Origin of the sequence: Sphingomonas sp. Leaf32 (assembly GCF_001421765.1) — a bacterium.
Classification (GTDB): domain Bacteria; phylum Pseudomonadota; class Alphaproteobacteria; order Sphingomonadales; family Sphingomonadaceae; genus Sphingomonas.
On the sequence record NZ_LMLA01000007.1, the window covers coordinates 586,264 to 611,196 of the forward strand.

Sequence of the window (24,933 nt, forward strand, 5' to 3'; positions counted from 1 at the left end):
AAAACGGCGGACATAGCTGCCCCGAGCTACTCCCCCGTTCGTCCTGAGTAGCTGCTGAGCGAAGTCGAAGCAGCGTATCGAAGGACCGCCTCGGGTGCTTCGATACGGGTCTTCGACAGGCTCAGCCCCTACTCAGCACGAACGGGGGGCCTTTGACTCACCGAAACGCCCCGATCTCCGCGACCGCGATCGCCGGGGCCGGCACCGCCGGTTGCGGGAAGGCGAAGCGGAGATAGCGGGCCCGCCGCGCGGCGGTGAAGGGCAGGCGCTGGGTCGCGCGGGCATAGTTGATGTTCGGGAACTCGCCTTCGCCGCCCGGCGTCCAGTTCCTGCCATCGACGCTGGTTTCGACGCGATACTTCATCGGCGGCGCGGCGTTCGGGTCGACATGGCGCGTCGGCGTCAGCGTAAAGCCGGCGAGCGTTTCCGCGCGGCCCATGTCGATCGTCAGCGATGCCGGCGCCGGGCTGGTCCAGGCGGTACGCGGGGAGGCGTCGAGCAACGCTTCGCCGCCGCTTGCGCTGGCGGCGGTCACCTTCCACCCCGCGCGGTCGACGATGCTGGGATCGCTGACCTCCAGCGGCGGGAGCGTCGCGGGCGCGACCGAGCGGAACAGCGCGAATTCGCGCAGCGCCGGGCCGGCTTCGGCGGCGAGGGTGCGGAAGCGCACGCGGCGGGGAGCGATCTGGGCGGGGAGGCGGACCAGGCGCTGTGGGCCGACCATGTCCTTTTCCGCCACCGTCGTCCACTGGTCGCCACCGTCCGACACGTCGATCGCGAAGCGGGTGACGCGCAGACCCAGCGGCAGCCATTCCTGCAACCGCACCGTGTCGAAGCTGCGGCCCGGCGGCAGGTCGAGGATGATGCTGGCATCTTTCGCGTTCGCCGGCGCGAGCCAGAAGGTGTCGAGATCACCGTCGTTGACGTTGCGTGCAGTGCCGCCGGCATCGGCGCTGGCGGTCGCGACGGCACCCGCCGCCAGATCGGTGGCGAAGGTCGCGCGTAGCGCGTCGCCGAACGCGGTCAGGCTGGCGACGTCGCGGTCATGGATGCGCCCGCGCCGGTCGGGCGGCAGGTTGAGGTGAAAGGTCGTGCCATGGCCGACCGACTGGTCGTACATCTCCATGATCTTTTGCGGGGTCTTTACCTGCGCATCCTCGTCGGCATGGTAGAACCAGCCCGGCCGGATCGAGACGTTGGTTTCCGCCGGCCACCACAAAGGCGCACCGCGCACGCCGGTATTGCCCTCGGTCTGGTCGTAGACATGGTTCGGCATGGTTGGCCAGCACGGATCGGCGGCATGGCCGTCCTCGTTCCCGACCCAGCGAATATCGGCGCCCAGCGGATCGAAGGTGCAGGCATCGGGCTGCAACCGGTGCACCAGCGCAATGATCGAGGGCCAGTTGTAATAGGCCGGGGCATCGATCTTCCGCGTCTCGCGCGCGCCGCCATAATAGCCGTCGCCGCCGTTCGCGCCGTCGAACCACACTTCGAACAGCTTGCCATAGCGGGTGCACAATTCGGTCAACTGCGCGCGGTAATAGGTGATGTAGCCGGGCGTGCCGTAATCGGCGCGGTTGCGGTCCCATGGCGACAGATACAGGCCGAAGTTGATCCCGCCGCGCCGGCACGCCGCCTCCAGTTCGCCGACGATGTCGCCCTTGCCGTCCTTGTACGGCGAATTGCGGATGCAATGTTCGGTCAGCATCGTCGGCCACAGGCAGAAGCCGTCATGATGCTTGGCGGTCAGGATCAGGCCGGTAAGGCCGCCCGCCTTCGCCGCCGCGACGATCTGGTCGGGATCGAAATCGGTCGGGTTGAACAGCTTGGGGTCTTCGTCGCCGAACCCCCATTCCTTGTCGGTGAAGGTGTTGATCGAGAAATGGATGAAACCATACTGGCGATGGTCGTGCCATTTCAGCTGGCGCGGCGAGGGCGTGGCCCCCCACGGCGCGGGCAGCGCGGTCGGTGCCGGGGTGATCGCGGCGCGCGGGGTGCAGGCGGCGGCACCGGCGATCAGGCTGCTGCCCATCAGGCTGCGGCGGGAAAGGGTCATTGCGATACTCCGGGTGCGTTTGATTCAGGGACAAGGGGTTCGGGGATCAGCCAGGTCTGCGCGATCTGATGACCGCGCCCGCCGCCGCCGATGCCGGCAGGGCGATGCCATTCGACGGTCAGCGTGCCGTCGGCGGTAAGGTTGGCGGGAACGACGGTCTCGACCGTTTCGCGGTCGCCTTTCCGCGTGCGGAAATCATGGAGTTCGACGCCGTTGCCGGTCAGGCGCATCGGCAGCGCATAATCTTCGCCCGCCCAGCGCGCGATCAGGCGATAGCGGCGGTTTCGCTCCAGCCCGGTATAGCGCAGCCGGACCGGGGTTTCGTACAGCCCCTCGGCATAGCTCAGATCCGCCATGCGCCAGCCCTGATCGGGCGTGTGGTCTGCCACGCCGTCGATGGCGCTTTCCATTGACTGCGGATCGGTGTCGAAACCGGCCCCACGCACCAGATGCGGTTCGGCGGTCGGGTCGCCCAGATCGTCGTACAGCGCCATGTCGCGGGCGCGCCACGGATCGCCGATATCGGCCAGGCGGGCGGCGGCGTCCGGGTGGGGCAGGGCGGCGGCGATGTCGGCCTCGACGGCGGTGCGGTCGTTGAGCTGAATGTCGGCGCGGTCGAGATTCGCGCCGCGTTCCCAGTTCGATGCGCCGTGACGCGGCACCGACAATTGCATCCGCGCACGATCCCATAGCCGGTCGGCGATGGCGGTCAGGTCGGCACGCAGCGGCGCGACGATCGCCGGTTCGGGGCGGGCATAGGCGAAGCGCGCGGCGACGGTGGCGGCCTCCGCGCCGATCGCCGGAGCCTGGCGCAGCGTGTAGAGCGCCTCGCCCTGCGCTGCCTTCGCCGCGATCAGGCGGTGGCGGACCAGCGCGTCATAGGTCGCGCGGTAGCGATACAGGTCGATCCGCCAGTCGGCCCAGCGCGCCGGGCGGATGCCGTTCACCAGCGCCAGCGTCGCATCGATTCCGGCATTGGCCGACGGATCGCCGCGCCAGTTGCCTTCCAATGCCTGCGGCACGGCGCCGAAGGCGCGGTCGCCGACGAACATCCGGGCATAGTCGTCGGCGACCTCCGCGGGTGACGTGGCCGGGTTCCAGCCGAGGCGAAACCACTGGGTCACGTTCCAGTCGTCATTGACCCCCTCGCTATAGGTAACGAACCCGCGTGTGCCGGGTGCCAGATAAGCGAAGATGCGAGCGGTGGCGGCGGGGCGCGGGTTCACCGGCTCGCGCCCCTGCGTCAGCGCGAAGGCCGGGTGCCAGTCGGGGATCGGGAATTGCGCGTGCATCGTGTGCGCGGTGTCGGGATAGGTTTCGAGTGGGTACCGCGCGGGCGTGCGGCGGCGATGCTCGGCGATGCTGTCGCGCGTCTGCGGCCCGACGAAAATCGCGGTCAGCCAGCGCGGGTTCTTCGCCAGTTGCGCATGGAAGGCGTCGAGGCCGGCGGCATCGAACCCCTGGGTCGACAACAGGACTTCGGCGCGCGGGAAACGCCGACGCAGCGCTCCGGCGACACGCTCGGCGACCGGGAACAGCCGGTCGGGCGCGGTATGGCCCGGATCGCCGCCGGGAATGTAGAGCGCGTCGAGCGCCGGGAGCTTTGCGGCAAGGGTAGTGAAGTCGGTGACTTCGGCCTGCGCGCTGCCGGGCTTCGCGTAATCGCGCAGCAGCGGGTAGAAGAGCGCGACGTCCAGCCCCAGCCGATGCGTGGCGGCGGCCACCGCGATCAGCGTCTCGGTCGCGGGCAGCGGCGAGATCGGTGAGGTGGCGGCATCGTCGGAGACGGGCGCGACGAACTGGATGCGGTTGCCGCCCAGCAGCGCGAAATCCTCGATCCGCCGCGTGAGCATGGCGACGGTCCATGCGTCATAGCTGTTGTTCTTTGCGCGGTAGCCGATCTGCGTGCCGCGCACCGCCATCGCCGGGGCTTCGGCGACATGGGTGGGGGCGGTGAGGGTGAGATTGTCGAGGTGGCGCAGCAGCCAGCCGGCGGCGAACAGGTGTGCGCGGGTCGTCGCGGCGCGGATGTTGATGACGCGGGCGGTCGTGTCGATGGCGAAGGCTTCGGGTGCCATGGGGGCGGGGGTGAAGCGGATCACCACCCTTGCCCCCCCGTCATTCCGGCGAAGGCCGGAATTCATTGTGTCGGGGGTTCTCGGCTCTTTCGCTGCCTTCTCCCCATCCGTGGATCCCGGCGTTCGCCGGGATGACGGGGAGGCACAGACCGCGCCCCGCTCCGCCAGCCGCTCGCGCAGCACCTGCGCCGCCGGGTCAGTCCCGACGACGCACGCCGCATCCAGCGGCACCACGACCGGCGCGGCGGTGGCGAGGAGCGCGGCGAGGATCACTTGCTCCCCGGCCGATCCTCACGGGCGCGCCCGAACGCCTTGTTCGGGGTCGCCGACATCTCGAACACCAGCCGCCCGCCCTTGACCAGATCGGCGTGCGCGATCCAGCTCCTGGTCCACGGACGCCCGTTCCACGTGACGCTGCGGACATAGGGACGGTCGGGCGCATTGCCACGCGCCTCGACCACCAGCCGTCTGCCCCCACCGACCTGCACGGTCGCGCGGTCGAACAACGGGCTGCCCAGCACATAGGTCGCGCTGACCGGATCGACCGGGTAGAAGCCGAGCGCCGAGAGCAGATACCATGCGCTCATCTGCCCGCAATCGTCGTTGCCGATGATGCCGTCGGGGCGGTCGTGGTACATCTCGGTCAGCAGCCGGCGGACCATCGCCTGCGTCTTGTACGGCGCGCCGCAATAGGCGTAGAGATAGGCGACGTGGTGGCTCGGTTCGTTGCCATGTGCGTACTGGCCGACCAGCCCGGAAATATCCGGCGGCGCGTCGGCGGGCAGTTCGGACGACGCGTTGAACAGCCCGTCCAGCTTCGCCTCGAACGCGGCATCGCCGCCCATCGCCGCGATCAGGCCGTGAACGTCGTGCTGGTTCAGGAACGTCGCCTGCCAGCCATTGCTCTCGGTAAAGTCGCGCCACTTCTTCGAATGGCCCAGCGCATTGGGGGCATAGGGTTCGGCCCAGCTGCCATCCGCCATCCGCCCGCGCGCGAAGCCGATCCGCGCGTCGAACACGTTGCGCCAGTTGCCCGACCGCTTGCGAAGGCGCGCGGCACCGGCGGCATCACTCGCCGCATCGGCGATGAACGCGCCGGCATAATCGTCGTAAGCAAACTCCAGCGTCTTCGACACGCTTTCGAAGATGCGGTCGGCCGGCGCATAGCCCAGTTCGTCATAGGCCCGCACGCCGATGCTGTTGTCGAGATTGGGCGTGGTCCAGTCGAACGAGCGTTTCTTCACGCCCCCCCACGCGGCGGCATAGTCGGCGACGACCCCTTTCGCACGCGCCTCTGCCATGACGGGCACGGCGTGCCAGCCGATCATGCAGCCGGTCTCCACCCCCTGCAGCGGCCAGACGGGCGGGCCGAACGGGCTTTGCTGCGTCTGGCGGATCAGGTCGCGGACGAATTCCTGCGTCCGGGCCGGGCGGATCAGCGTCTGCAAGGGGTGGAAGGCGCGGTAAGTGTCCCACAGCGAATAGGCGCTGTACGCCGCCTCGCCGCGCGGAACGGTATGCGTCCGGCGGTCCAGCCCGACATAGCGGCCATCGACGTCGGAAAACAGCGTCGGCCCGATCGAGGCGTGGTAGAGCGCGGAGGCTGCGACGGTGCGCTGCGGTTCGGTGCCCCCTTCGAAGCGGATCAGATCCAATTCGCGCGCCCATGCGGCGCGCGCCGACCGGGCATAGCGGTCGAAGTCCCAATGCTTCGCTTCGGCGGTCAGGTTCGCTTTTGCGCCTGCAAGGTCGACCGCCGAGATGCCGGTGCGGATGACGATCGGCGCGGCGCCGGCATCGTCGTAGTGCAGCACCGCCTTCACGCGCTTGGCCGTAACGCCCTTCGCACCCGCTGGCGTATCGCCATCGCCGAAGAACTCGACCCGGTCGGGCTTGCGCGAGAGCTGCATCGCGAAGAAGATCCGCCGCCCCTTGGCCCAGCGGAACACGCGGCGGGTGCCGGTCAGCGTGCCATCGGCCTCCAGCGTCAGCGCGGCGTCGTCGATATAGGGCGACTGGTTCGGCCCCTCCATCACCAGATGCGACAGGTCGATCAGGATATGGCCCGGCCCGGCGGGGAAGCGATGCCGCTGGATGCCGGTGCGGTCGGTGACGGTCAGTTCGGCGCGGACGCCGCTTTCGAGGGTGACGGCGTAGTAGCCCGGCTCGGCGACCTCTTGCGCGAACCGCTGGCGATAGCCCTTGTCCGGGTCGTCGAGCGGGCCGCCGTCGAGCAGTACCGGCCCACGGGTGGGCACCACCAGCACGTCGAGCATGTCGCCGATGCCGGTGCCGGACAGGTGCGTGTGGCTGAAGCCGAGGATCGAGCTGTCGCTCTTGTGATAGCCCGAACAGGTCGCCCAGCGCGCGGTGTCGGTGTCGGGGGAGAGCTGGACCATCCCGAACGGCATGGTCGCGCCGGGGAAGGTGTGGCCATCGCCGCCGGTGCCGATGAACAGGTCGGGTCGGGCCGGGGCGGTGCCGGCTGCACCGACCGGGAGCGCATCGATCAGCGCCAGCGCGGCGGTACCGCCCAGCAGGCTGCGTCGCGAAAGGCGGATCATTTCGGCAACTCCTGCGTGCCCGTCATGGTGAAGGCGATCTCCTGGCCCGGCGTATCGCCCGGCTGGCCGCCGCCGATGAACAGGCGATAGCTGCCCGGCCGCACCGCGCGGGTACCGTCGAGCGCTACGGTGCTAATCAGGCGCGGGTCGAGGGTGAAGGTCAGGGTCCTTGCCTGTCCGGGCTTCAGCGCGACCCGCTGGAACCCGACGAGGCTGTGGCGCAGAACGGGATCGTTCCACGCGCCGATCCTGTTGAGTTCGGCTGGCGCAATCAGATAGGCCTGTGCCACTTCCTCACCGACGCGCTTGCCGGTGTTGGTGACACGTGCGGTGACGGTAAGCGGCTGCCCGGCGGTCAGCGTCGCGGGAGCCTTCGCGTCCGCATAGGCGTAGCTGGTGTAGCTTAGCCCATGACCGAAGCCCCACAGCGGGGTCCCGTCGAAATAGCGATAGGTCCGCCCCTTCATATTGTAGTCGACGAAGGCGGGCAGGTCGCTGGTCTTCGCATAGAAGGTCACCGGCAGGCGGCCGGACGGGTTGGTCGTGCCGTCGAGCAGGTCGGCGATGGCGGTCCCGCCGACTTCACCCGGATACCAGCCGGCGACGATCGCGTCGGCATGGGCCTTGGCCCATTCCATCGCAACAGCGCTGCCCGACAGCAGCACGACGACCAGCGGCTTGCCCGTGGCCTTCACCGCCTCCAGCAATCGCTGCTGCGCGGCCGGCAGCGCGATGTCGGTGCGGTCGCCGCCCGAAAAGCCGGCGACTTCGAGGCGCAGCGCCTCACCCTCGACCGCCGGTGACAGGCCGACGAACGCGACCACGGCATCGGCCCCCTGCGCGGCGGCCACTGCCTGCGCACGTTGCGGATCGGCGGGGGCGATCCAAGTCAGGCGGATGCTGTCGTCGGTGCTGGCATGGGTCAGGTCGAGGCGGAACGGCTTCGGTGCCGTGTCAGCGAAGTCGAGAACCGCCTCCATCCGTTCCGACTTGCTGTCGTTCGCCGCCCCTTCGACCGCAGCGGCCGTGCCGGTGGCGCTCAACACGTCCTTGCCATCGACCCACAGCTTCACCGCGTCACGGCCCGAACATTTGTCCCAGCAGCGGTTGATGTCGATGCGCAGCGTATAGCGGCCGGGTCCCGGCGGGGTCAGCGTGCCGGTCCAGCGCACGCCGTAGCGGTTCACCGGCAGGTTGGTGGTGGGGCTGGTGCGTGCCCAGTTGAAATCGATCGTGCGGTCGGTGCGGGTCAGCACCGGCGCGCCGGTCATCGCCGGATCGGCGAAGAACTCCGCCTTCAGTCCCACGCCGAACGCGGTCTGGGGCACGGGGAGCGGCACGCCGTCGGCCAGCGTCGCGCCTTGCGCGTAGCGGACGGCGAAGCGGTCGGTCAGGCCGTTCAGCGGCGTTACCGGATCGGCCGAGGTGCCGTTGTAATTGGCCTCCAGCACGTCGAGGCTGTCGGCATTGGGGCCGACGACCGCGATCCGGGCGCCGCGCTTCAGCGGCAGGACGCCGTTGTTCTGGAGCAGCACCAGCGACTTGGCGGCCGCCTCCAGCGCGAGCGCGCGGTTGGCCGGGGTGTGGAGCGCGCTGGCGGGAATCGAATCCCAGCGGCTCTTCGCCCCGAACGCATCGCCCAGCCGCTTGCGCGCCTCGAACGTGCGGGTGAGGGCCTGATCGACCACTGCCTGCGTCGTCAGCCCGCGTTCCAGCGCCCGGGGCAATGCGGCGTAGGCAGAGCCGCAATTCAGATCCATGCCGGCATTGATCGCGGCGGCCGACCCGGCGGCATTGTCGAGGGCGTAGCGCTGATAATGGGCGATATTGCCGATCGCGTCGCAGTCCGACACGACCAGCCCGTTCCAGCCCCAGTCGCGCCGCAACCGCTGGTTGAACAGCCAGTCGGCGGCGCAGACCGGCACGCCATGGATGCCGTTATAGGCGCACATCACCGACTGCGCCTTGCCTTCCGTCAGCGCGCGGCGGAAAGCGGGCAGGTATGTCGCTTCCATGTCATAGGGCGCGGTCTGCACGCTGAACGCATCGCGGCCTGCCTCCGGCCCGCTATGCGCCACCAGATGCTTGGGCGTGGCGATGACGCGCGGTTGCAGCGGGTCCGGCCCTTGCAGCCCCCGGACATAGCCGACCGCCAGCGCACCGGTCAGCACCGGGTCCTCGCCATAGGTTTCCATGCCCCGGCCCCAGCGGGGATCGCGGAAGATGTTGATGTTGGGCGACCAGATGGTCAGCCCCTCATACCGCCGCCGGTTCTTGCCCGGCAGCGCATTGTACTTGGCGCGCGCCTCGGTCGACACGACGGTGCCGATCCGCTCCATCAGCGGCGCGTCCCACGTCGCCGCAAGGCCGATCGCCTGCGGAAAGACGGTGGCGACGCCGTTGCGGGCGAGACCGTGCAGCGCCTCGTTCCAATAGTCATAGGAGGGTAGGACATCGCCCTGCGCCGGCGCGGTGCTCTGCAGCTGCGCCGCCTTTTCCGCAGGCGTCATCGCCGCGATGGTCGCGGCGATCTGCGGGTCCGGCCGAACATCGGACTGGCCGGCACCGGCGAGCAGGGCGAGGAGAATGCTCACTTGGCCGCCCCCAGCGTCTGGAGGCGCAGCGCCTTCTTGAGCGCCCCCAGCGACGCCTTGCCCTCGATCGTCACCGTCACGCTTTCGCCCGGCAGCAGGTCGAGGAAATTGTCCGATGCCTGCACGTCGAGCGTACCGAACCCGATCCACAGCGCGCGGGCGAGGCGGGTGGCGGTGACGGTGAGCGCGGGCTTGCCGTCGACGGTCGACCAGCGGGTAGTGAGGCCCGGATCGGGCAGCGTCATCACCTTTTCCGGCAGCGCCGTGACCAGCGCGCGCGATACGACCGCGCCGTCGACCAGCAGTTCGACGACCGTCACGCTGCGCTTCGGAGCGGCGCCCTTGAACAGATCGGCATCGGTCATCGTCGCGACCCTGGTCGCCGACAGCGCGGGCAGTTGGATCGCCGCTTCATGCGCCATCGTCACCTTGCCATCGACGTCCATCGTCCGCATCCGCCAGCGCGCCGTCACCGGGACCGTCCGATCGGAGATCAGCGTGATGTCGGTGGGGCCTTCCGCCTTGCGCGCCGCCGAGACGGCGAGCGGGGCATAGAAGCGCCGCGCGGCGAAGTGCAGCGCCTTCCACCGGCCATAATAGTCGATGCTCGACCATGACGCGCCGGGCCACACATCGTTCAGCTGCCAGTAGAGCGAGCCGCTGGTCACCGGGCGGCAGGCGCGGTGGTGGAGCGCGCCGAGCTGGATGCCGTCGGCCTGCATCACCTGGCTGAGATACACGAAGTCGGCGAAGTCGCGGGGTTCGCGATAGCGCATCCGGATATAGTCGAGCAGGCGACCCTGACCCTCGCCCTTCAGGAACTTCTGGTGCGCCTTCATCACCGGCGATTCGATGCCGTAGTCGGCCGGTTTCGCGAACTTCGCGATGGTCGCCATGTCGGGCATCGCCTGCAGCCCATATTCGGACATGAAGCGCGGGCAGCTGTCGAGATAGGCCGTGGCCGGCTTCTTGCCGCCCCACACGTCCCAATAATGGCGGTCGCCATTGGCGTCCTGATCGGGCTTGCCCTCGTAATTGGCGCTGGGGCTGCCGGGCCAATAGGGGACGTCGGCATCGCGCCGCTCGGCGGCATCGCGTAGCACGCGATCGAACAGGATCGCCATGCCGGTGCCGACCCGTTCCTGTTCGTCCGCACCAACGCGCTTCTTGAAGGCGGTCCGGTCGCTCCAGCCCTCCCAGCCCGACAGGACTTCGTTATTGCCCGACCACAGCACGATCGAGGGGTGCGCCTGCACCCGGTCGACCTGTTCCTCCGCCTCGATCTTTACCGATCCCCGATAGTCGGGGTCGTACGGGGTGATCGCGCCGCCGAACATGAAGTCGGACCAGATCATCAGGCCCAGCTTGTCGGCGGTGTCGAAGAAGCTGTCGGGCAGATACATGCCGCCGCCCCAGATGCGCAGCATGTTCATGTTCGCGCGCGTAGCGTCGCCCATGATCTTGGCCATATATGCGTCGGTAACGCGCGGGCCGAAGCTGTCGAACGGGATCAGGTTCGCGCCCTTGGCGAAGACCGGAATACCGTTGATCCGGAACAACATGCCGCGCCCGATCGCATCCTTCTCGCGGACCAGCTCGACGGTGCGGATGCCGGTCGAGCGCTGCTGGCGGTCGACGACCTCCCCGTCCAGCCGGGTTTCGGTGGCGACGGTGTAGAGCGGCTGCGCGCCATAGCCGGCGGGATACCACAGCTTCGGATGGGCGATGGCAAGCGGCACGCTCACCCGGTTCTCACCCGCCGTGACCGCGACGGTGCGGGTAGCGCGGACTTGGCCGCCGTCGGGCGCGGTGACGATCGCATCGACCTGCACGGTCGCGTCGCGATCGGCGATCAGCGTCACGTCGGCGGAGAGGCGCGCCTCGGCCGGGGTCACCGCCTCCTGCTGGACGCGTAAGCTGTCGATTCGGACATCGTCCCACGCGTCGACCTTGACCGCGCCATTGGGGCCGACATTGATGATGCGGGGACCCCAGTCCCAGCCATAATGATATTTGGGCTTGCGGATATAGGGCGAGGTCTGCCGCGCCTCCGGCTCGTCGCCCGCCGTCGAATCATATTCGCCGGGCAACGGGTTGGCGATCTTCGCGACCATCGGCTTCAGCACGCCCAGCGGCGATTTGAACGCGATGCGGATCTCGTTCGCGCCGGCCTTCAGCAGCGGCCTGGCATCCGCCCGCCAGCGGCGATGCGCATTGTCGGCGCTGAGCAGCCTCGTGCCGTTCACGAACACCTCGGCAAAGGTGTCCAGCCCATCGAACACCAGGTCGACATGCCCGCGCGCCAGCAGCAGCGGCGATGCGTTCAGCACCCCGCGATATTCCCAGTCGCTGCGCCCGACCCACTGGATCGTCGCCTCGTTCAGCCCCGTGAACGGATCGGGCGTGACCTTTGCCGCGATCAGGTCGGTCTGGACATAGCCCGGCACCCGGGCAGGCAGCCATCGGGCAGCCTTCGGATGCTCCTTCGCCGCGGTGTCACCAGGGGCGAGGCGCACCTGCCACCCCTTGTCGAGCGTCACCGTCTCGCGCGGGGCCGCCCACAGCGCGGCGGGGGCGGCGGCGAGCAGCAGGAACAGGGCAGGCTTCACTTCGGCGCTCCCAGTTGCAGCGTGTCGACGGTATATATCGGGTCGGATAGCGGGGAGGTGAACTGCAGGCACACGTCCGCATCGCCCGGCTGCTTCGCGAAGGTGCCGGTGAACTCGAACCGGTTGGGCGCACCGTTCGGGTCGGGCAGCGGGAAGGTCGCGGCGACGGTGCCGTCACATCCGCCGGTCCGCATCACCAGCTCGCCATGCGCGGTCACCGCGAAATGTTCGCGCAACTCGGTATATTCATGGGCGAGCGCGTAATGGCGCGGCAGGCGGGCGACCGTCACCTTGAACGTTTGCGCGACATCGAGCGGCATCTTGGGTGCCTGGGTACAATTGTCGAAGATATTGATATTGTAGGCCGGCGCATCGCCCGACTGGCCCGATACGAGCGGCACGCGCAAGCCGAGCGAGCCCTTGGGACACGCCACCATGTCCGCCGTACCGGTCGCGCGCAGCAGCGCCGGGCGCGTCGCGTCGAACGCGCGGGGGCGGCCCAGCGCATGGCCGTCCTTCGCGAAGGCGGCGGCGGTGATCGTCTGCCCCGGCTTCACCGCGATCGGCGCGGCATAGGCGCGTGAACGAACGGTCGGCTGGCTGCCGTCGGTGGTGTAGCGGATCGTGCCCGCGCCGGTCTGCGTGGTCAGCGCCAGCTTGCCGGCGCCCTTGCGCAGAACGTCGCCCTTCGTGCCATCGAGCGCATAGGTGACGGCGAAAGCGGCGTCGGCAGCGGCGATCCCCTGCCGTTCATAGCGCAGCATCTGCGGCTGGAGCCGTTCGACGAACCCCTTCCAGTCGCGCTTGTCGCGCGGGCTCCAGGTGAACTCCGCGATCGCCGACAGGCGCGGGAAGGTGGCGTGCTCCTTCTGCTTCGCCGTCGCGAGATATTCCGACCACGCATTGCCCTGCGCCCCCAGCACATGCGCGGCGGCTTCCGCCGTCACGCCGGGGCGGACCGGCTCATAGCCATAGACCATCTCCAGCGTCTGAAGCCCGATGCGGCCGGGCGGTTCGTCGCCGGCGGTCGACTGGATATTGTCGAGATACAGGTTGGGGGCGGGCGACATGACCACGTCATGCCCCTTATTCGCGGCTTCCACCGCGCCCGCCTCACCGCGCCACGACATGACGGTCGCGCTGGTCGGCACGTCGCCTTCGAGGATTTCGTCCCAGCCGATCAGGCGGCGGCCCTTGCTCGCCAGATGCTTGCCCAGTTCGGAGATCATCCAGCCCTGCATCTGGTTCTCGGTCTTGAGGCCCAGCGCCTTCATCTGCGCCTGTACCTCCGGCGAACGCTGCCACTGGTCCTTCGTCGCCTCGTCGCCGCCGACATGGATGAACTGGCCGGGAAAGATGTCGATCAGCTCGTCCAGCACGTTCTTGATGAAGGTCATGCTGCGTGGGGAGGGGGAGAAGAGCCACGGATTGACCCCCCAGTCATGGCCGACCGGCGGCCGGTCGCCCAGCACGCCTACCTCCTCCGGATAGGCCGCGACCGCCGCCTGCGCGTGGCCCGGCATGTCGATTTCGGGAACGATGGTGATGCCGCGTTCCGCCGCATAGGCGACCAGCTTGCGCAGTTCGTCCTGCGTATAGAAACCGCCGACCTTCGGCCCCGGTTGCCCCCCGGCGACCGGCGGCTCGCGGAAGCCGCCGATCTCGGTCAGCTTGGGGTAGCGCTTGATCTCGACGCGCCATCCCTGATCGTCCGACAGGTGCATGTGCAGCGTGTTGAGCTTCTGCGCGGCCATGGTGTCGATGATCGGGTACAGCGTGTCGATCGGCTGGAACGAGCGCGTGACGTCGACCATCAGCCCGCGCCAGCGGAAGCGCGGCGCGTCGTCGATGGTGGTCGCGGCGACCCGGACGGGCTTGCCGAACGCGGTGTCGGGGCTGAGCAACTGGGCCAGCGTCATCGCGCCCCAGAGCAGGCCGCGGTCACCGCTGGCGGTGATGGTGATGCCCTTCGGCGTCACGGTCAGGCGATAGGCTTCGTCGCCAGCGATGGCGGCGTCGCGGACGAAGCGGATCGCGCCGGTGGCCCCGGTCGTCAGCGTAAGCCCCCGATCGACCTTCACCCGGTCGGCCAGCAGGCGCGCGGCGGTCGCAGCACCCTTGTCGGCGGCGGGCGCAACGATCCCCGCGCCGTTCGCGATGACGATCGATCCGCTGGCCGGCGTCATCTGCGCGGGCAGCGGGAGCAGGGGTGCGGTCTGTGCCGAAGCCGGGACGACGATCGCGGTGGTGGCGGCGAGGGCGGCCCAGATCAGACGATGCTTCACGCGATACTCCCCTTGGATGGCCGGTCGATTCGACCGTGCCGGAACTCTAGCGGCCCGAACGAAAAAAGGCCCCGGCAAAGCCGGGGCCTTCGGGCGAAACGGAGGGCACGGGCCGCACCCCCCGGATCACCGGCCCCGTTACATGCGGAACGTGGCGCTGAGCGAGAACACGCGGCCGTTCTTGTAGATCGACGTCGGCGCGTCGGGCGTGCTGCTGTACTGATAGTAGGTTTCGTCGAGCAAGTTCGACGCCGCCGCGCTGATGCCGATGCCTTCCGAGATCGCATAGCTGATCTGCGCATCGAGCTGACGATAGCGATCGGTATAGTCCGAGCTTGCCTGGCGACCGAAGCGATAGAAATACTTCGAACGACGGTTGTAGCTGACACGCGCCTGGAACGGGCCGTCCTCGTAATAGGGGACGATCGTGAAGGTGTGCCGCGACAGGAAGGGCAGGCCGTTGGCGAACGGGGTTTCCGCATCGGCAAAGGTGTAGCTGCCCTGCACGCCGAAACCATAGGCGATGCTGGTGTTGCCCGACAGCGACATGCCGGTGACCGACGCCTTGCCGCCGTTGCGCGGACGGTTGATCGCGTAGACGCCGGTCCGGCCGGACGCGTCGTTAACCAGCGTCTCGTTCTCTACCGAGTTGCCGACATAGTTCGAGATGTCGCGGTAGAAGAATTCGGCGGCAAGGAAGCTGGCCGGCGCGAAATACCATTCCGCCGACAGGCCGTAGTTGGTCGCGGCATAAGGCTTCAGGGCGGGGTTGCCGCCGCTGCCTTCGCCGATATCCCGTCCGGTATCCCGGCCCTGGCTGTCGCGCTCGACGGTCAGCACGCGGGCGCTGGTCGCCCCGGCAAGATCACCGTACCGCGGACGGGCAATGACCTTGGCAGCCGCGGCGCGCAGAACGACGTCCTCGCCCGCCTGGAAGGTCACGTTGGCGGCCGGCAGAAAGCGCGTTTCGTCCGTCTTGACGGTGGTCAGGACGACCGAATTGTTCTGCCGGGTGAGGTAGAAGGTCGATGCGTCCGACGTGTTGACGAGGCGACCGCCGAGGTTGCCGCGGAACTTGCCCGCCTCGAAATTCGCCTGGATGTAACCGGCCGCGATCTTTTCGCGGACGCGCCAGTAATCGCCCTGCGACAGCCCGCGATCGATCGTGAAGTTGCCGTACTTCGTCAGCGCGCCGAGGATGCCGTCCTTGTCCAGCGTGGCATAGGGCGTGCCGTTCCCCGACGTGCCGAGGCCGTTGTACAGGTTCTTGTCCTGCACATAGAAATCGAGATCGGCCAGCGTGTAGTTCTGGTTGGTGTAGACGGCGTTGCTGTAGGTCGTGTTGCCGTTCAGGTGCGACGCATAACGGCCGCCGAACAGGATGGTCTTGAGCGGACCGAAATTGACGTCGCGCTTCACGTTCACTTCGCCGAAGATCTCGCTGTCGGTGGTGAAGCCCGACTGGAGCGGGATGCCGCCGATCTGGCGGCCGAAGAACCGGCGGCCGTCGGGCGCGGTGATGTTTTCGCCGCCTTCTGCGCTAAAGTTGCTCAGCCACTTGGTTGCGTCGCTGGCGGGCGAGTTCCAGTTGACCTGCGTGTTGCGGCCGTTCGCCCCGGCGGTGAAGCCCTGCTGCGTACGGAAGTCGAGCAGATATTCGGGGTCCTTGCCGCCGGTCGCGCGGGTGGCGCCGAGGTTGCCCGTGATGTTCCATTCGCCCGGCGTCCAGTCGACCAGCAGCGATACCGAGTCGTTCTTGAGGCGGGTGCGGCGGTAATAGGTGTCGAGCTGGCCGGTCGAACCGCGCTGGCCCGCTGCAATGCCGGTGAAGGTCGCCGAATCGACGATGCCCGGCTGGCCGTTCTGGCCCGGGACATAAGTCGCGGCGGTCATCCGCGATCCTTCAAAGCCATAGGTATATTCGGAGTTCGACACGTTGTCGTAATTGCCGCGAATGATGAGCGCGGTGCCGGTGACGGTCATGTTGTCGGTCGGCTTGGCCGAAACCGCGCCGCTGAAGCTAATGCGCTCACGTTCCTGCTTGAAGAATTCGCGGGCGAGGAACGAGGCATAGCGCGACGAACTGAACGCGGCGATGGTCGCGGCATTGGGGCGCGAACCGTTGATCGTCGCGCCGCTGGCTACGGTGCCGTTCGGGCCGGCATAGATGATGTTGCCGTTTGCGTCCTTCGGATAGCTTTCGAGCAGTGCGGCACCGGTGCGGTACCAGTAGCTGGCGACGCCCGCGCGGCTCAGCTGTTCCTTGTCGTAGCTGACCGAGCCGAGGAAGCCGATCGTCTCGTCCTGGTTCTTCCAGCTGTACAGCGCCGAACCGCGGAAGCTGCCGCGCTTCGCCCGGTCGTTATACTCACCGCCGGCGGTCGCCGCGATCGTGTTCGCCTTCAGGTCGAGCGGCTTGCGGGTGACGATGTCGACGGTGCCGCCGATCGCACCTTCCTGCAGGCGCGCTTCGGGCGTCTTGTAGAGGACGGCCTGGCTGATGATCGTCGGCGACAGCAGCGAATAGTTGAACGAACGGCTCGAGCGGTCCGACGGGTTGCCGCCCCAGTCGGCGGAGGCGACCGAGTGGCCGTCGATCGTCACGCGGTTCAGCGCGGGTTCGGTGCCGGCGATCGAGAGCTGCTCGCCTTCGCCGAACTGGCGGTCGACGGTGACGCCGGGCAGGCGGGCGAGTGAATCGGCGATGTTGCTGTCGGGTAGCTTGCCCACGTCCTCAGCCGAAATGACGTCCACGATGGAGTCCGCTGCACGCTTGGTCGCGATCGAGTCGGCGATCGACTTGCGGATGCCGGTGACGGTGATCGTATCAGCGTCGTCCGTCGTGCTCGGCGCGGGCGCTTCCTGTGCGAATGCCGGCGTGGCGATCGCCACCAGTGCGGTGGATGCTAGATATGCGAAACGCGAAAATGCCATGGACCCCTACCCCTTTAAATCCGGGCGCGAAATGCGCCCCCCCCGATTGTGGCCGCGACGGGCGAGACGACGTGCGTCCAGCATTGGACCTATATTGGTTCCATGCAGGCTCGTTTTGGTCGATTGCAATGTGACCAATCGAGATCATAAAATCTACATAAAAATGAAAACATTCTGCACTGGTGAGAAAATTCTGTCGTTTCAGGTGGATTTGGACGCTTGGCGTGGCTCTTTACGTCGATGTTTGTAACTTAATTGCGCGTATGATTCTGGCTGGCGTTTAGATGTAATCGATTAATCTAGTGCCAAGCCTGACATATGACGCGAACCAATCCGACAGGCCGCGGCCGTCCCGGCATTGAAATCGCACTTTTCGGACGGGAGAATCGCCATTGATTAATACCAAAAAGGAACCTATCCAAACGTCGTGTCTGCTTTGTCCGCATCCTCTCTCGGCCGCTCGTCTGCGTCGCTCGTCGGCGGGGCATTTTCCGAGCGCGTCGGACAGTTGCGGGGCGATGCCCATGCGCCGCTCTACGTTCAGCTCCAGCAGCTTGTCCGCACCGCGATAGAACGGCGCATCCTGCAACAGGACGACGCGATCCCGCCCGAGCGTGACCTAGCCACCGAATATGCCGTGTCGCGCATCACGGTGCGCAAGGCGATCGAGGGGCTGGCGAACGAAGGGCTGGTGGTGCGCCGCCGGGGTGCGGGCACTTTCGTCGCGGCGCGGGTCGACAAGAGCTTTTCGAAACTGTCGTCCTTTTCGGAGGACATGGTGGCGCGCGGGCGCGTGCCGAGCAGTGCGTGGGTTGCCAAGTCCGCCGGGCTGGTGACGCCGGAGGAATCGATGTCGCTGGGCCTGTCGCCGGGCACGCCGGTCTATCGGTTCCAGCGGATGCGCTTTGCCGACGATGTGCCGATGGCGGTCGAATATTCGGCGATCGCGGGGCATTGCCTGCCGAATGTCGATGCGGTCGGCGACTCGCTCTATGCCGCGCTGGAAGTGACCGGCTGTCGCCCGGTCCGCGCGTTGCAGCGGCTGCGCGCGATGGCGTTTCCCGCCGAACAGGCGAAGCGGCTGGGGGTCGAGGTCGGCCATGCCGGGCTGTTCATCGAACGGCGCGGCTTTCTGGCCGATGGCGACACGGTCGAATTCACCCAATCCTATTATCGCGGCGACGCCTACGACGTCGTCGCCGAACTCAACGCAAGCTGATCCGGCGTCGGCCGGGACCAAGAGGGGCTTCATGACGTCCACCGTTCAGGCAGAGCCGTTGCCGGCCGCCACCGTTCCCGTCGCAGAGGCGACCGCGATGCACCGCGAAGCGGGGGAGGGGGCCGCATCGGTCGCCCGCTTCCTGTCGCGCAACGCCGCCACGCTTCAGGCGCTGGGCGAATCGCTGCGCGCCGATCCGCCGGCGCTGGTCGTCACCTGCGCCCGCGGGTCGTCGGACCATGCCGCGACCTATGGCAAATATCTGGTCGAGACGCTGTGCGGCGTACCGGTCGCCAGCGCCGCGCCGTCGGTCGCCTCGGTCTATGCGACGCGTATGGAGCGGATGAACGCGCTGGTCATCGCGGTGTCGCAGTCGGGCCGCAGCCCCGACCTGTTGCGCACGGTCGAAAGCTATAAGGCGGCGGGCGCCCGCGTCGTCGCGCTGGTCAATGTCGAGGATTCGCCGCTGGCCGCCTTGGCCGACACCGTGCTGCCGCTGTCGGCCGGCGCGGAAACCTCGGTCGCCGCCACCAAGTCGTTCATCGTCTCGCTCGCCGGCCTCGCCGCCATCGCCGCGCACTGGAGCGGGGATGCCGAGCTGCTCGCCGCGCTCGACGGTCTGCCCGCACAGCTGGAGGCGGCGTTCGCGCTCGACTGGACGGCGGTCGCCGACACGCTGGTGGATGCCCGCAACCTGTTCGTGATCGGGCGCGGCTACAGCTTCGGCGTCGCGCAGGAAGCGGCGCTCAAGATGAAGGAAACCTCGGCGCTCCATGCCGAGGCGTTCAGCAGCGCCGAGGTCCGCCACGGGCCGATGGCGATCATCAACGACGGCTTCCCGCTGCTGGGTTTCGCCACGTCGGACGATGCCGGCGACGACGTCCGCGCGGCATCGGCGGAGTTCGCCGGGCGCGGCGCGGCGGTGCATCTGGCGGATGCAGCGGACGGCGACAGCCATCCGCCGGCGATTCGCAGCCATCCCGCGATCGAACCGATCCTGATGATCCAGAGCTTCTATCGCATGGTCAACACCGTGTCGCTGCGGCGTGGGCTGAATCCCGACCAGCCGCCGCATTTGCGCAAGGTCACGGAAACCCGATGAGCAGCTTCGTCTTCCGCGGCGGGTGCGTGCTCGTCGATCACGGTACGCAGGACAGTTGCGCGTTCCGCGTCGAGGACGGCGTCATCGCCGATTTCCACGCCGGCGACGATGCACAGGTCATCGACCTCGACGGCGGCTGGCTGGTGCCGGGCTATGTCGATACACAGGTCAATGGCGGCGGCGGGGTGTTGTTCAACGACCATCCGACCGTCGAAGGCATCCGTGCGATCGGTGCGGCCCATGCGCAATACGGCACCACCGCCTTCCTGCCGACGCTCATCAGCGATTCGCTGGAGATCGTCGCCGCCGGGCTGGACGCGGTGGACGCCGCGATCGAACAGGGCGTGCCGGGTGTCGTCGGCATCCATGTCGAGGGACCGTTCCTGAACCCGGTCCGCAAGGGCATTCACGACGCGAAGCATTTCCGCGCGCTGGACGATGCCGCGATCGACCTGCTGACCCGCCCGGGCAAGGGCGTGGTCATGGTCACGCTGGCACCCGAGCGCAATGATGTGGCCGCCATCGAGCGACTGGTCGCGGCGGGCGTGATCGTCAGCATCGGCCATAGCGACGCGACCTATGAACAGGCGCGCGCGGCGATGGATGCGGGTGCGCGGGGCGTGACCCATCTCTACAACGCCATGTCGCCCCTGAAGCATCGCGACCCCGGCGTCGTCGGTGCGGTGCTGGAGGACCGGCAAGTCTATGCCGGGCTGATCGTCGACGGCGCGCACCTGCACCCGGCCGCGATCCGCGTCGCGCTGGCGGCGCGCCCGCTCGACCGGTTCATGCTGGTGACCGATGCGATGCCGACCGTGGGCGCGGCCAGCAAGCAATTCGTCCTCAACGGCCAGCCGATCCATGTCGAGAACGGCGTGTGCGTCGACGACAACGGTACGCTCGCCGGCTGCGACCTCGACATGGCGCAGGCGGTGGCGAACACGGTCGAACTGGGCGTGGGGCTGGCGGATGCGGTGGCGATGGCGTCGGCCAACCCGGCCGCCTTCCTGCGCCTGTCGCATCGCATTGGCAGCATCGATGTCGGCCATAGCGCCGATTTCGTGTGGCTGGCCGCCGACCTGACCGTGCGCGGCACGTGGATCGCGGGCAACCGCATCGTTTGAAGATTCGGCCCGGGTCGCGCGATCGATCGCGGCCGGGCCATATACCCAAGGGGGCATTGATGACCGCCATCCACCTGACCGCGCCGCTTCACGGTTGGGCGGCCGCGCTCGACGATGTGCCCGATGCGGTCTTCGCCGGACGGATGCTGGGCGACGGCGCCGCGATCGATCCGCTCGGCTCCACGCTGCACGCGCCGTGCGATGGCGAGATCCTGACGCTGCACGCCGGGGGCCATGCGATCACGCTTCGGGGTGAGGGCGGGGTCGAGCTGCTGATGCATATCGGCATTGACACGGTGCAACTGGGCGGCAGCGGCTTCACCGCGAAGGTCGCGGTCGGCGACAAGGTGACGCGCGGCCAGCCGCTGATCGATTTCGACCTCGACGCGCTGGTACAGGCCGCGCCGTCGCTGATGACGCCGGTCATCGTCACCAATGGCGACCATTTCCGCATCGCCGACCGGACGGGCGGGCGCGTGGTCGCGGTCGGCGACGCGCTGCTGACGCTGGAACCGCTGGGCGCGGTCGTAACCGAACCGCAGGGGGCGCCGGCGGAGCGCGTGGTCGCCGATGTCCGCGTCCCGCTGGCGCACGGCATCCACGCCCGCCCGGCGGCTCGCATCGGGGAGGTCGCGCGCGGCTTCACCGCGACGAGCTGGTTGGCGAAGGACGGGGCGGAGGCCAGGACCTCGGGCGCGGTCGGGTTGCTCGGCCTCGGCATCCGTTTCGGCGACACGATCACCGTCATCGCCAGCGGCCCCGATGCCGCGCAGGCGGTCACCGCTTTGGTCGAACTGATCGAAGGCGGCATGGGCGAGGGGGTGGCGCAGGCACCCGCCGCTCCAGTCGTTGCGCCGCCGCCGGCCCAGCCGGTCGAACTACCCGAGGGACAACTGGCCGGCACGCTCGCCGCGCCCGGCTTCGCCATCGGCACCGCGCGCTGGCTGCGCGTCGCCGACATCGCCGTTCCGGTCGACGGGCAGGGGCCGGGGGTGGAAGCTGCCCGACTGGACAGCGCGCTGGCGACGGTGCGCGACCGGCTGGCGTCGCAGGACGGCACCGGCGCGGGCGCGGCGATCCGCGCGGCGCATATCGCGTTTCTCGACGACCCGGCCTTGCGCGAAGCCGCCGTCCACGCGGTCGTGGATGGCCGCGACGCGGGCCATGCGTGGCGGCAGGCCACGCGCGCGCAGGCCGACACGCTGCGGAACCTTGGCGATGCCCGGCTGGCCGAGCGGGCCGACGACCTTCTCGACCTCGAACGGCAGGTGCTGCGCGAACTGACCGGCGCGGCGGATGATGAGATGACCTTCGCGCCGGGCACCATCCTGCTCGCCGACGACCTCTTGCCGTCGCAGGTGATGGCGCTCGACCCGGCTTGTGTCGCCGGCCTGCTGGTCGAACGCGGTGGCCCGACCTCGCACGTCGCGATCCTGGCGGCGACGATGGGCCTGCCTGCGCTGGTCGCGGTCGGTGCGCCGCTCAGCGGCGTGGAGGAGGGGGCGTCCCTGATCCTCGACGCCGATAACGGCGTGATCCATGTTGCGCCCGACGATGTGGCGCTGGCCGATGCTCGCACCCGGATGGAGCGTCGCGCCGCCGACCGTGCCGCCGCGCTGGCGCAGGCAGCGGAGAATTGCGTCACCGCCGATGGCGTGCGGATCGAGGCGTTCGCCAATCTCGGCTCGGTCGAGGATGCGGTCGCCGCCATGGCGAACGGCGCGGAAGGATCGGGCCTGCTGCGCACCGAATTCCTGTTCCTCGACCGCGATACCGCACCGGATGTCGCCGAACAGGCCAGACTATACGGCGACATCGCCGCCACGCTGGAGGGGCGGCCGCTGATCGTGCGGCTGCTCGACGTCGGGGGCGACAAGCCGGCATCCTACCTACCGATCGCGACCGAGGAAAATCCGGCGCTCGGCCTGCGCGGCATCCGCGTGGCGCTGGCCATGCCGGAGATATTGGATGCGCAGCTGCGTGCGATCCTGTCGGTCCGGCCGGTCGGGCAGTGCCGGATCATGGTGCCGATGGTCGCCAGCGTCGATGAAATCACCGCCGTCCGCGCCGTGGTTGAACGGCTGCGCGGCGAAATGGGCATCGCCGAGCGGGTCGAGGTCGGCATCATGGTGGAAACCCCGGCGGCGGCGGTGACGTCGGCGACGCTGGCCGCCCATGCCGATTTCCTGTCGATTGGGACCAACGACCTGACCCAATATGCGCTGGCGATGGATCGCGGCAATCCGGCGGTGGCGGGCGGGGTCGACGGGCTGCATCCGGCGGTCCTGCAACTGATCGCGCACACGACCGACGGCGCGCAACGCCATGGTCGCTGGGTCGGCGTCTGCGGCGGCCTCGCCTCCGACCGGCTGGCGGTGCCGTTGCTGATCGGGCTGGGCATCACCGAATTGTCGGCGTCGCCCCGGTTCGTCCCTGAATTGAAGGCGCTGGTTCGCCGGCTCGATACCGGTGCCTGTCGCACGCTCGCCCTGCGCGCGCTGGCGGCATCGTCTGCGCGCGAGGTCCGCGCGCTGGCTCGTGAATTTCTCCAGGAGGTTGCGGCATGAAGTCGATCGTCGAAGCGCTGCAACCCATCGGCCGGGCGTTGATGCTGCCGATCGCGGTCCTGCCGGTGGCGGGGCTGCTGTTGCGGCTTGGCCAGCCCGATCTGCTCGACATCGGGTTGCTCGCGGCGGCGGGCGATGCGCTGTTCAACAATCTCGGGCTGTTGTTCGCGATCGGCGTCGCCTGCGGCATTGCGCGCGACGGTAACGGCGCGGCGTGCCTGGCGGGTGTGGTCTGCTACCTCGTCGTCAAGAATGGCGGGCCGGTGTTCCTGACCGTCCCGCCCGAGGTAACGCGCGGCTTCGACGAAGCCACCGCCGCCATCCTGTCGGCGGCGTGGAAGGCAAAGGCGTTCGGCAAGCTCGACGTGCCGATCGGTATCGTCTCCGGCCTGATCGGGGGCAGTTTCTACAACCGGTTCGCGACGATCAAGGTGCCGGAATATCTCGCCTTCTTCGGTGGTCGTCGCTTCGTGCCGATCGTCAGCGGGCTGGCCGGGGTCGGCATCGCCATGCTGCTGGGGCTAAGCTTTTCGGGGATCAGCACCGCGCTCGACCTGACCAGTCGCGGGCTGGTGGCATCGGGCAGCTTCGGGCTGTTCGGCTTCGGCCTGCTCAACCGGCTGCTGTTGGTGACCGGACTGCATCATATCCTGAACAACGTCGCGTGGTTCGTGCTGGGCGACTTCAACGGCACGACCGGTGACCTGCGGCGCTTCTTTGCCGGCGACCCCCATGCCGGCGCGTTCATGGCCGGGTTCTTCCCGATCATGATGTTCGGCCTGCCCGCCGCGTGCCTTGCCATGTACCGCTCGGCGCTGCCCGACCGGCGCAAGGCGGTGGGTGGCATGTTGCTCAGCCTGGCGCTGACCAGCTTTTTGACGGGTGTCACGGAGCCGATCGAATTCTCGTTCATGTTCCTCGCGCCTATTCTCTACGCGATCCACGCGGTGCTGACCGGCGTGTCGATGGCGGTGATGGATGCGCTGGGCGTGCGGCTGGGCTTCGGCTTTTCCGCCGGGCTGTTCGACTATGTGCTGAACTATGGCAAGGCGACCAAGCCGCTGCTGCTGCTGCCGATCGGTGCGGTCTACTTCGCGGTTTATTATGGGGTGTTCCGCTTTTTCATCGTGCGGTTCGACCTCAAGACGCCGGGCCGCGACGCCAGCGTCGCACCGATGAACGGCGGACCTGTCGAAGCCGGTGAGCGGGGGCGGGCGTTCCTCGCGGCGCTGGGCGGCACTGCGAACCTTGCCAGCATCGGCGCGTGCACCACGCGGCTGCGGCTGGTGGTGGCGGATCAGGCGCTGGTTGACGAAGCGGCGCTCAAGGCGCTGGGCGCAATGGGCGTGATCCGCCCGTCGGACCGCGCGGTGCAGGTGATCGTCGGCCCGATCGCCGATCAGGTGGCCGAGGAGATTCGCGAAGCCGGGGCGGGTGCGCCGATGGCGGCAGCGGTGACCCAGGCACCGGCACCGGTCGACGCGCCGGTCGCACTGTCGAGCGATCTGCTGGCGGCACTGGGCGGCACGGCGGCGGTCGCAGGGGTGCAGGCACTGGCGGGCCGGGTCCGGGTCGAACTGCGCGAACCCTGCACGATCGACCCCGCCATCCTGCCCGGCATCCGCGCAGCGCGGCAGGTCGCGCCGACCGTCGTGCATCTGTTGGTCTGACAACGCTGACGGTGTGTTGCCCAAATAGCGCACTAATTAGCAATACCGACTGCGTGAATAGCAACCGGTTTCACATGATATTGACGGCGATGCTCGCTGGCGGAAAGATGTCTCACAGGTGAAATGATCCG

General features: G+C 68.1%; 12 protein-coding genes. 5 read left to right on the forward strand and 7 right to left on the reverse strand.

Annotated elements, in window-relative coordinates:
• Positions 1-157: 157 nt before the first annotated feature.
• The 7 genes from ASE83_RS10405 to ASE83_RS10435 all read right to left on the reverse strand — a co-directional run bounded on the left by ASE83_RS10405 (position 158) and on the right by ASE83_RS10435 (position 17,120).
• Positions 158-2,056 carry an alpha-L-fucosidase gene (locus ASE83_RS10405; protein ID WP_055789121.1) on the reverse strand — a complete coding sequence of 633 codons (1,899 nt, stop codon included), beginning with the start codon at positions 2,054-2,056 and terminating at the stop codon, positions 158-160.
• A complete protein-coding gene (locus ASE83_RS10410) occupies positions 2,053-4,158 on the reverse strand; it encodes a hypothetical protein (RefSeq protein ID WP_235513209.1) in 2,106 nt (701 codons plus the stop codon). The genes ASE83_RS10405 and ASE83_RS10410 overlap by 4 nt, the downstream gene beginning before the upstream one ends.
• Positions 4,159-4,403: 245 nt before the next feature.
• Positions 4,404-6,698 (reverse strand): GH92 family glycosyl hydrolase, encoded by a 2,295-nt coding sequence (locus ASE83_RS10415; protein WP_055789127.1) that lies wholly within the window; start codon positions 6,696-6,698, stop codon positions 4,404-4,406.
• On the reverse strand, positions 6,695-9,292 hold the full coding sequence (locus tag ASE83_RS10420; RefSeq protein WP_235513210.1) for a glycoside hydrolase family 3 C-terminal domain-containing protein: 2,598 nt from the start codon (positions 9,290-9,292) through the stop codon (positions 6,695-6,697). The genes ASE83_RS10415 and ASE83_RS10420 overlap by 4 nt, the downstream gene beginning before the upstream one ends.
• Positions 9,289-11,901, reverse strand: coding sequence for a beta-mannosidase (locus tag ASE83_RS10425; protein ID WP_055789128.1), 2,613 nt, complete (start codon positions 11,899-11,901; stop codon positions 9,289-9,291). Before ASE83_RS10425 ends, ASE83_RS10420 begins: the two co-directional genes overlap by 4 nt.
• Positions 11,898-14,186 (reverse strand): beta-N-acetylhexosaminidase, encoded by a 2,289-nt coding sequence (locus tag ASE83_RS10430; RefSeq protein ID WP_055789130.1) that lies wholly within the window; start codon positions 14,184-14,186, stop codon positions 11,898-11,900. Before ASE83_RS10430 ends, ASE83_RS10425 begins: the two co-directional genes overlap by 4 nt.
• A gap of 138 nt (positions 14,187-14,324) precedes the next feature.
• Positions 14,325-17,120: a TonB-dependent receptor gene (locus tag ASE83_RS10435; RefSeq protein WP_055789132.1), complete on the reverse strand. Its 2,796-nt coding sequence runs from the start codon at positions 17,118-17,120 to the stop codon at positions 14,325-14,327.
• Positions 17,121-17,556: 436 nt separating this feature from the next.
• Here ASE83_RS10435 and ASE83_RS10440 point away from each other — a divergent pair, with 436 nt between their 5' ends.
• From ASE83_RS10440 to nagE, 5 genes are read left to right on the forward strand one after another with little or no spacing between them, the layout of a single operon-like run.
• Positions 17,557-18,339 carry a GntR family transcriptional regulator gene (locus ASE83_RS10440; protein ID WP_055789135.1) on the forward strand — a complete coding sequence of 261 codons (783 nt, stop codon included), beginning with the start codon at positions 17,557-17,559 and terminating at the stop codon, positions 18,337-18,339.
• A gap of 31 nt (positions 18,340-18,370) precedes the next feature.
• Complete coding sequence (locus ASE83_RS10445) at positions 18,371-19,441, forward strand: SIS domain-containing protein (protein WP_055789138.1); 1,071 nt, start codon at positions 18,371-18,373, stop codon at positions 19,439-19,441.
• Positions 19,438-20,565 (forward strand): N-acetylglucosamine-6-phosphate deacetylase, encoded by a 1,128-nt coding sequence (nagA, locus tag ASE83_RS10450; protein ID WP_055789140.1) that lies wholly within the window; start codon positions 19,438-19,440, stop codon positions 20,563-20,565. The genes ASE83_RS10445 and nagA overlap by 4 nt, the downstream gene beginning before the upstream one ends.
• 59 nt (positions 20,566-20,624) lie before the next feature.
• Complete coding sequence (gene ptsP / locus ASE83_RS10455; RefSeq protein WP_055789144.1) at positions 20,625-23,132, forward strand: phosphoenolpyruvate--protein phosphotransferase; 2,508 nt, start codon at positions 20,625-20,627, stop codon at positions 23,130-23,132.
• Entirely contained in the window at positions 23,129-24,802 is a 1,674-nt protein-coding gene (nagE, locus tag ASE83_RS10460) for an N-acetylglucosamine-specific PTS transporter subunit IIBC (RefSeq protein WP_055789147.1), read from the forward strand. Before ptsP ends, nagE begins: the two co-directional genes overlap by 4 nt.
• The last annotated feature ends 131 nt before the right edge of the window (positions 24,803-24,933 follow it).

What these genes read in the sequence shown, in the direction of transcription:
- ASE83_RS10405 (WP_055789121.1), bottom strand. Translation starts at nt 2,056, where the DNA reads ATGACCCTTTCCCGCCGCAGCCTGATGGGCAGCAGCCTGATCGCCGGT.
- ASE83_RS10415 (WP_055789127.1), bottom strand. Translation starts at nt 6,698, where the DNA reads ATGATCCGCCTTTCGCGACGCAGCCTGCTGGGCGGTACCGCCGCGCTG.
- ASE83_RS10435 (WP_055789132.1), bottom strand. Translation starts at nt 17,120, where the DNA reads ATGGCATTTTCGCGTTTCGCATATCTAGCATCCACCGCACTGGTGGCG.
- ASE83_RS10445 (WP_055789138.1), top strand. Translation starts at nt 18,371, where the DNA reads ATGACGTCCACCGTTCAGGCAGAGCCGTTGCCGGCCGCCACCGTTCCC.
- nagA (WP_055789140.1), top strand. Translation starts at nt 19,438, where the DNA reads ATGAGCAGCTTCGTCTTCCGCGGCGGGTGCGTGCTCGTCGATCACGGT.
- ptsP (WP_055789144.1), top strand. Translation starts at nt 20,625, where the DNA reads ATGACCGCCATCCACCTGACCGCGCCGCTTCACGGTTGGGCGGCCGCG.
- nagE (WP_055789147.1), top strand. Translation starts at nt 23,129, where the DNA reads ATGAAGTCGATCGTCGAAGCGCTGCAACCCATCGGCCGGGCGTTGATG.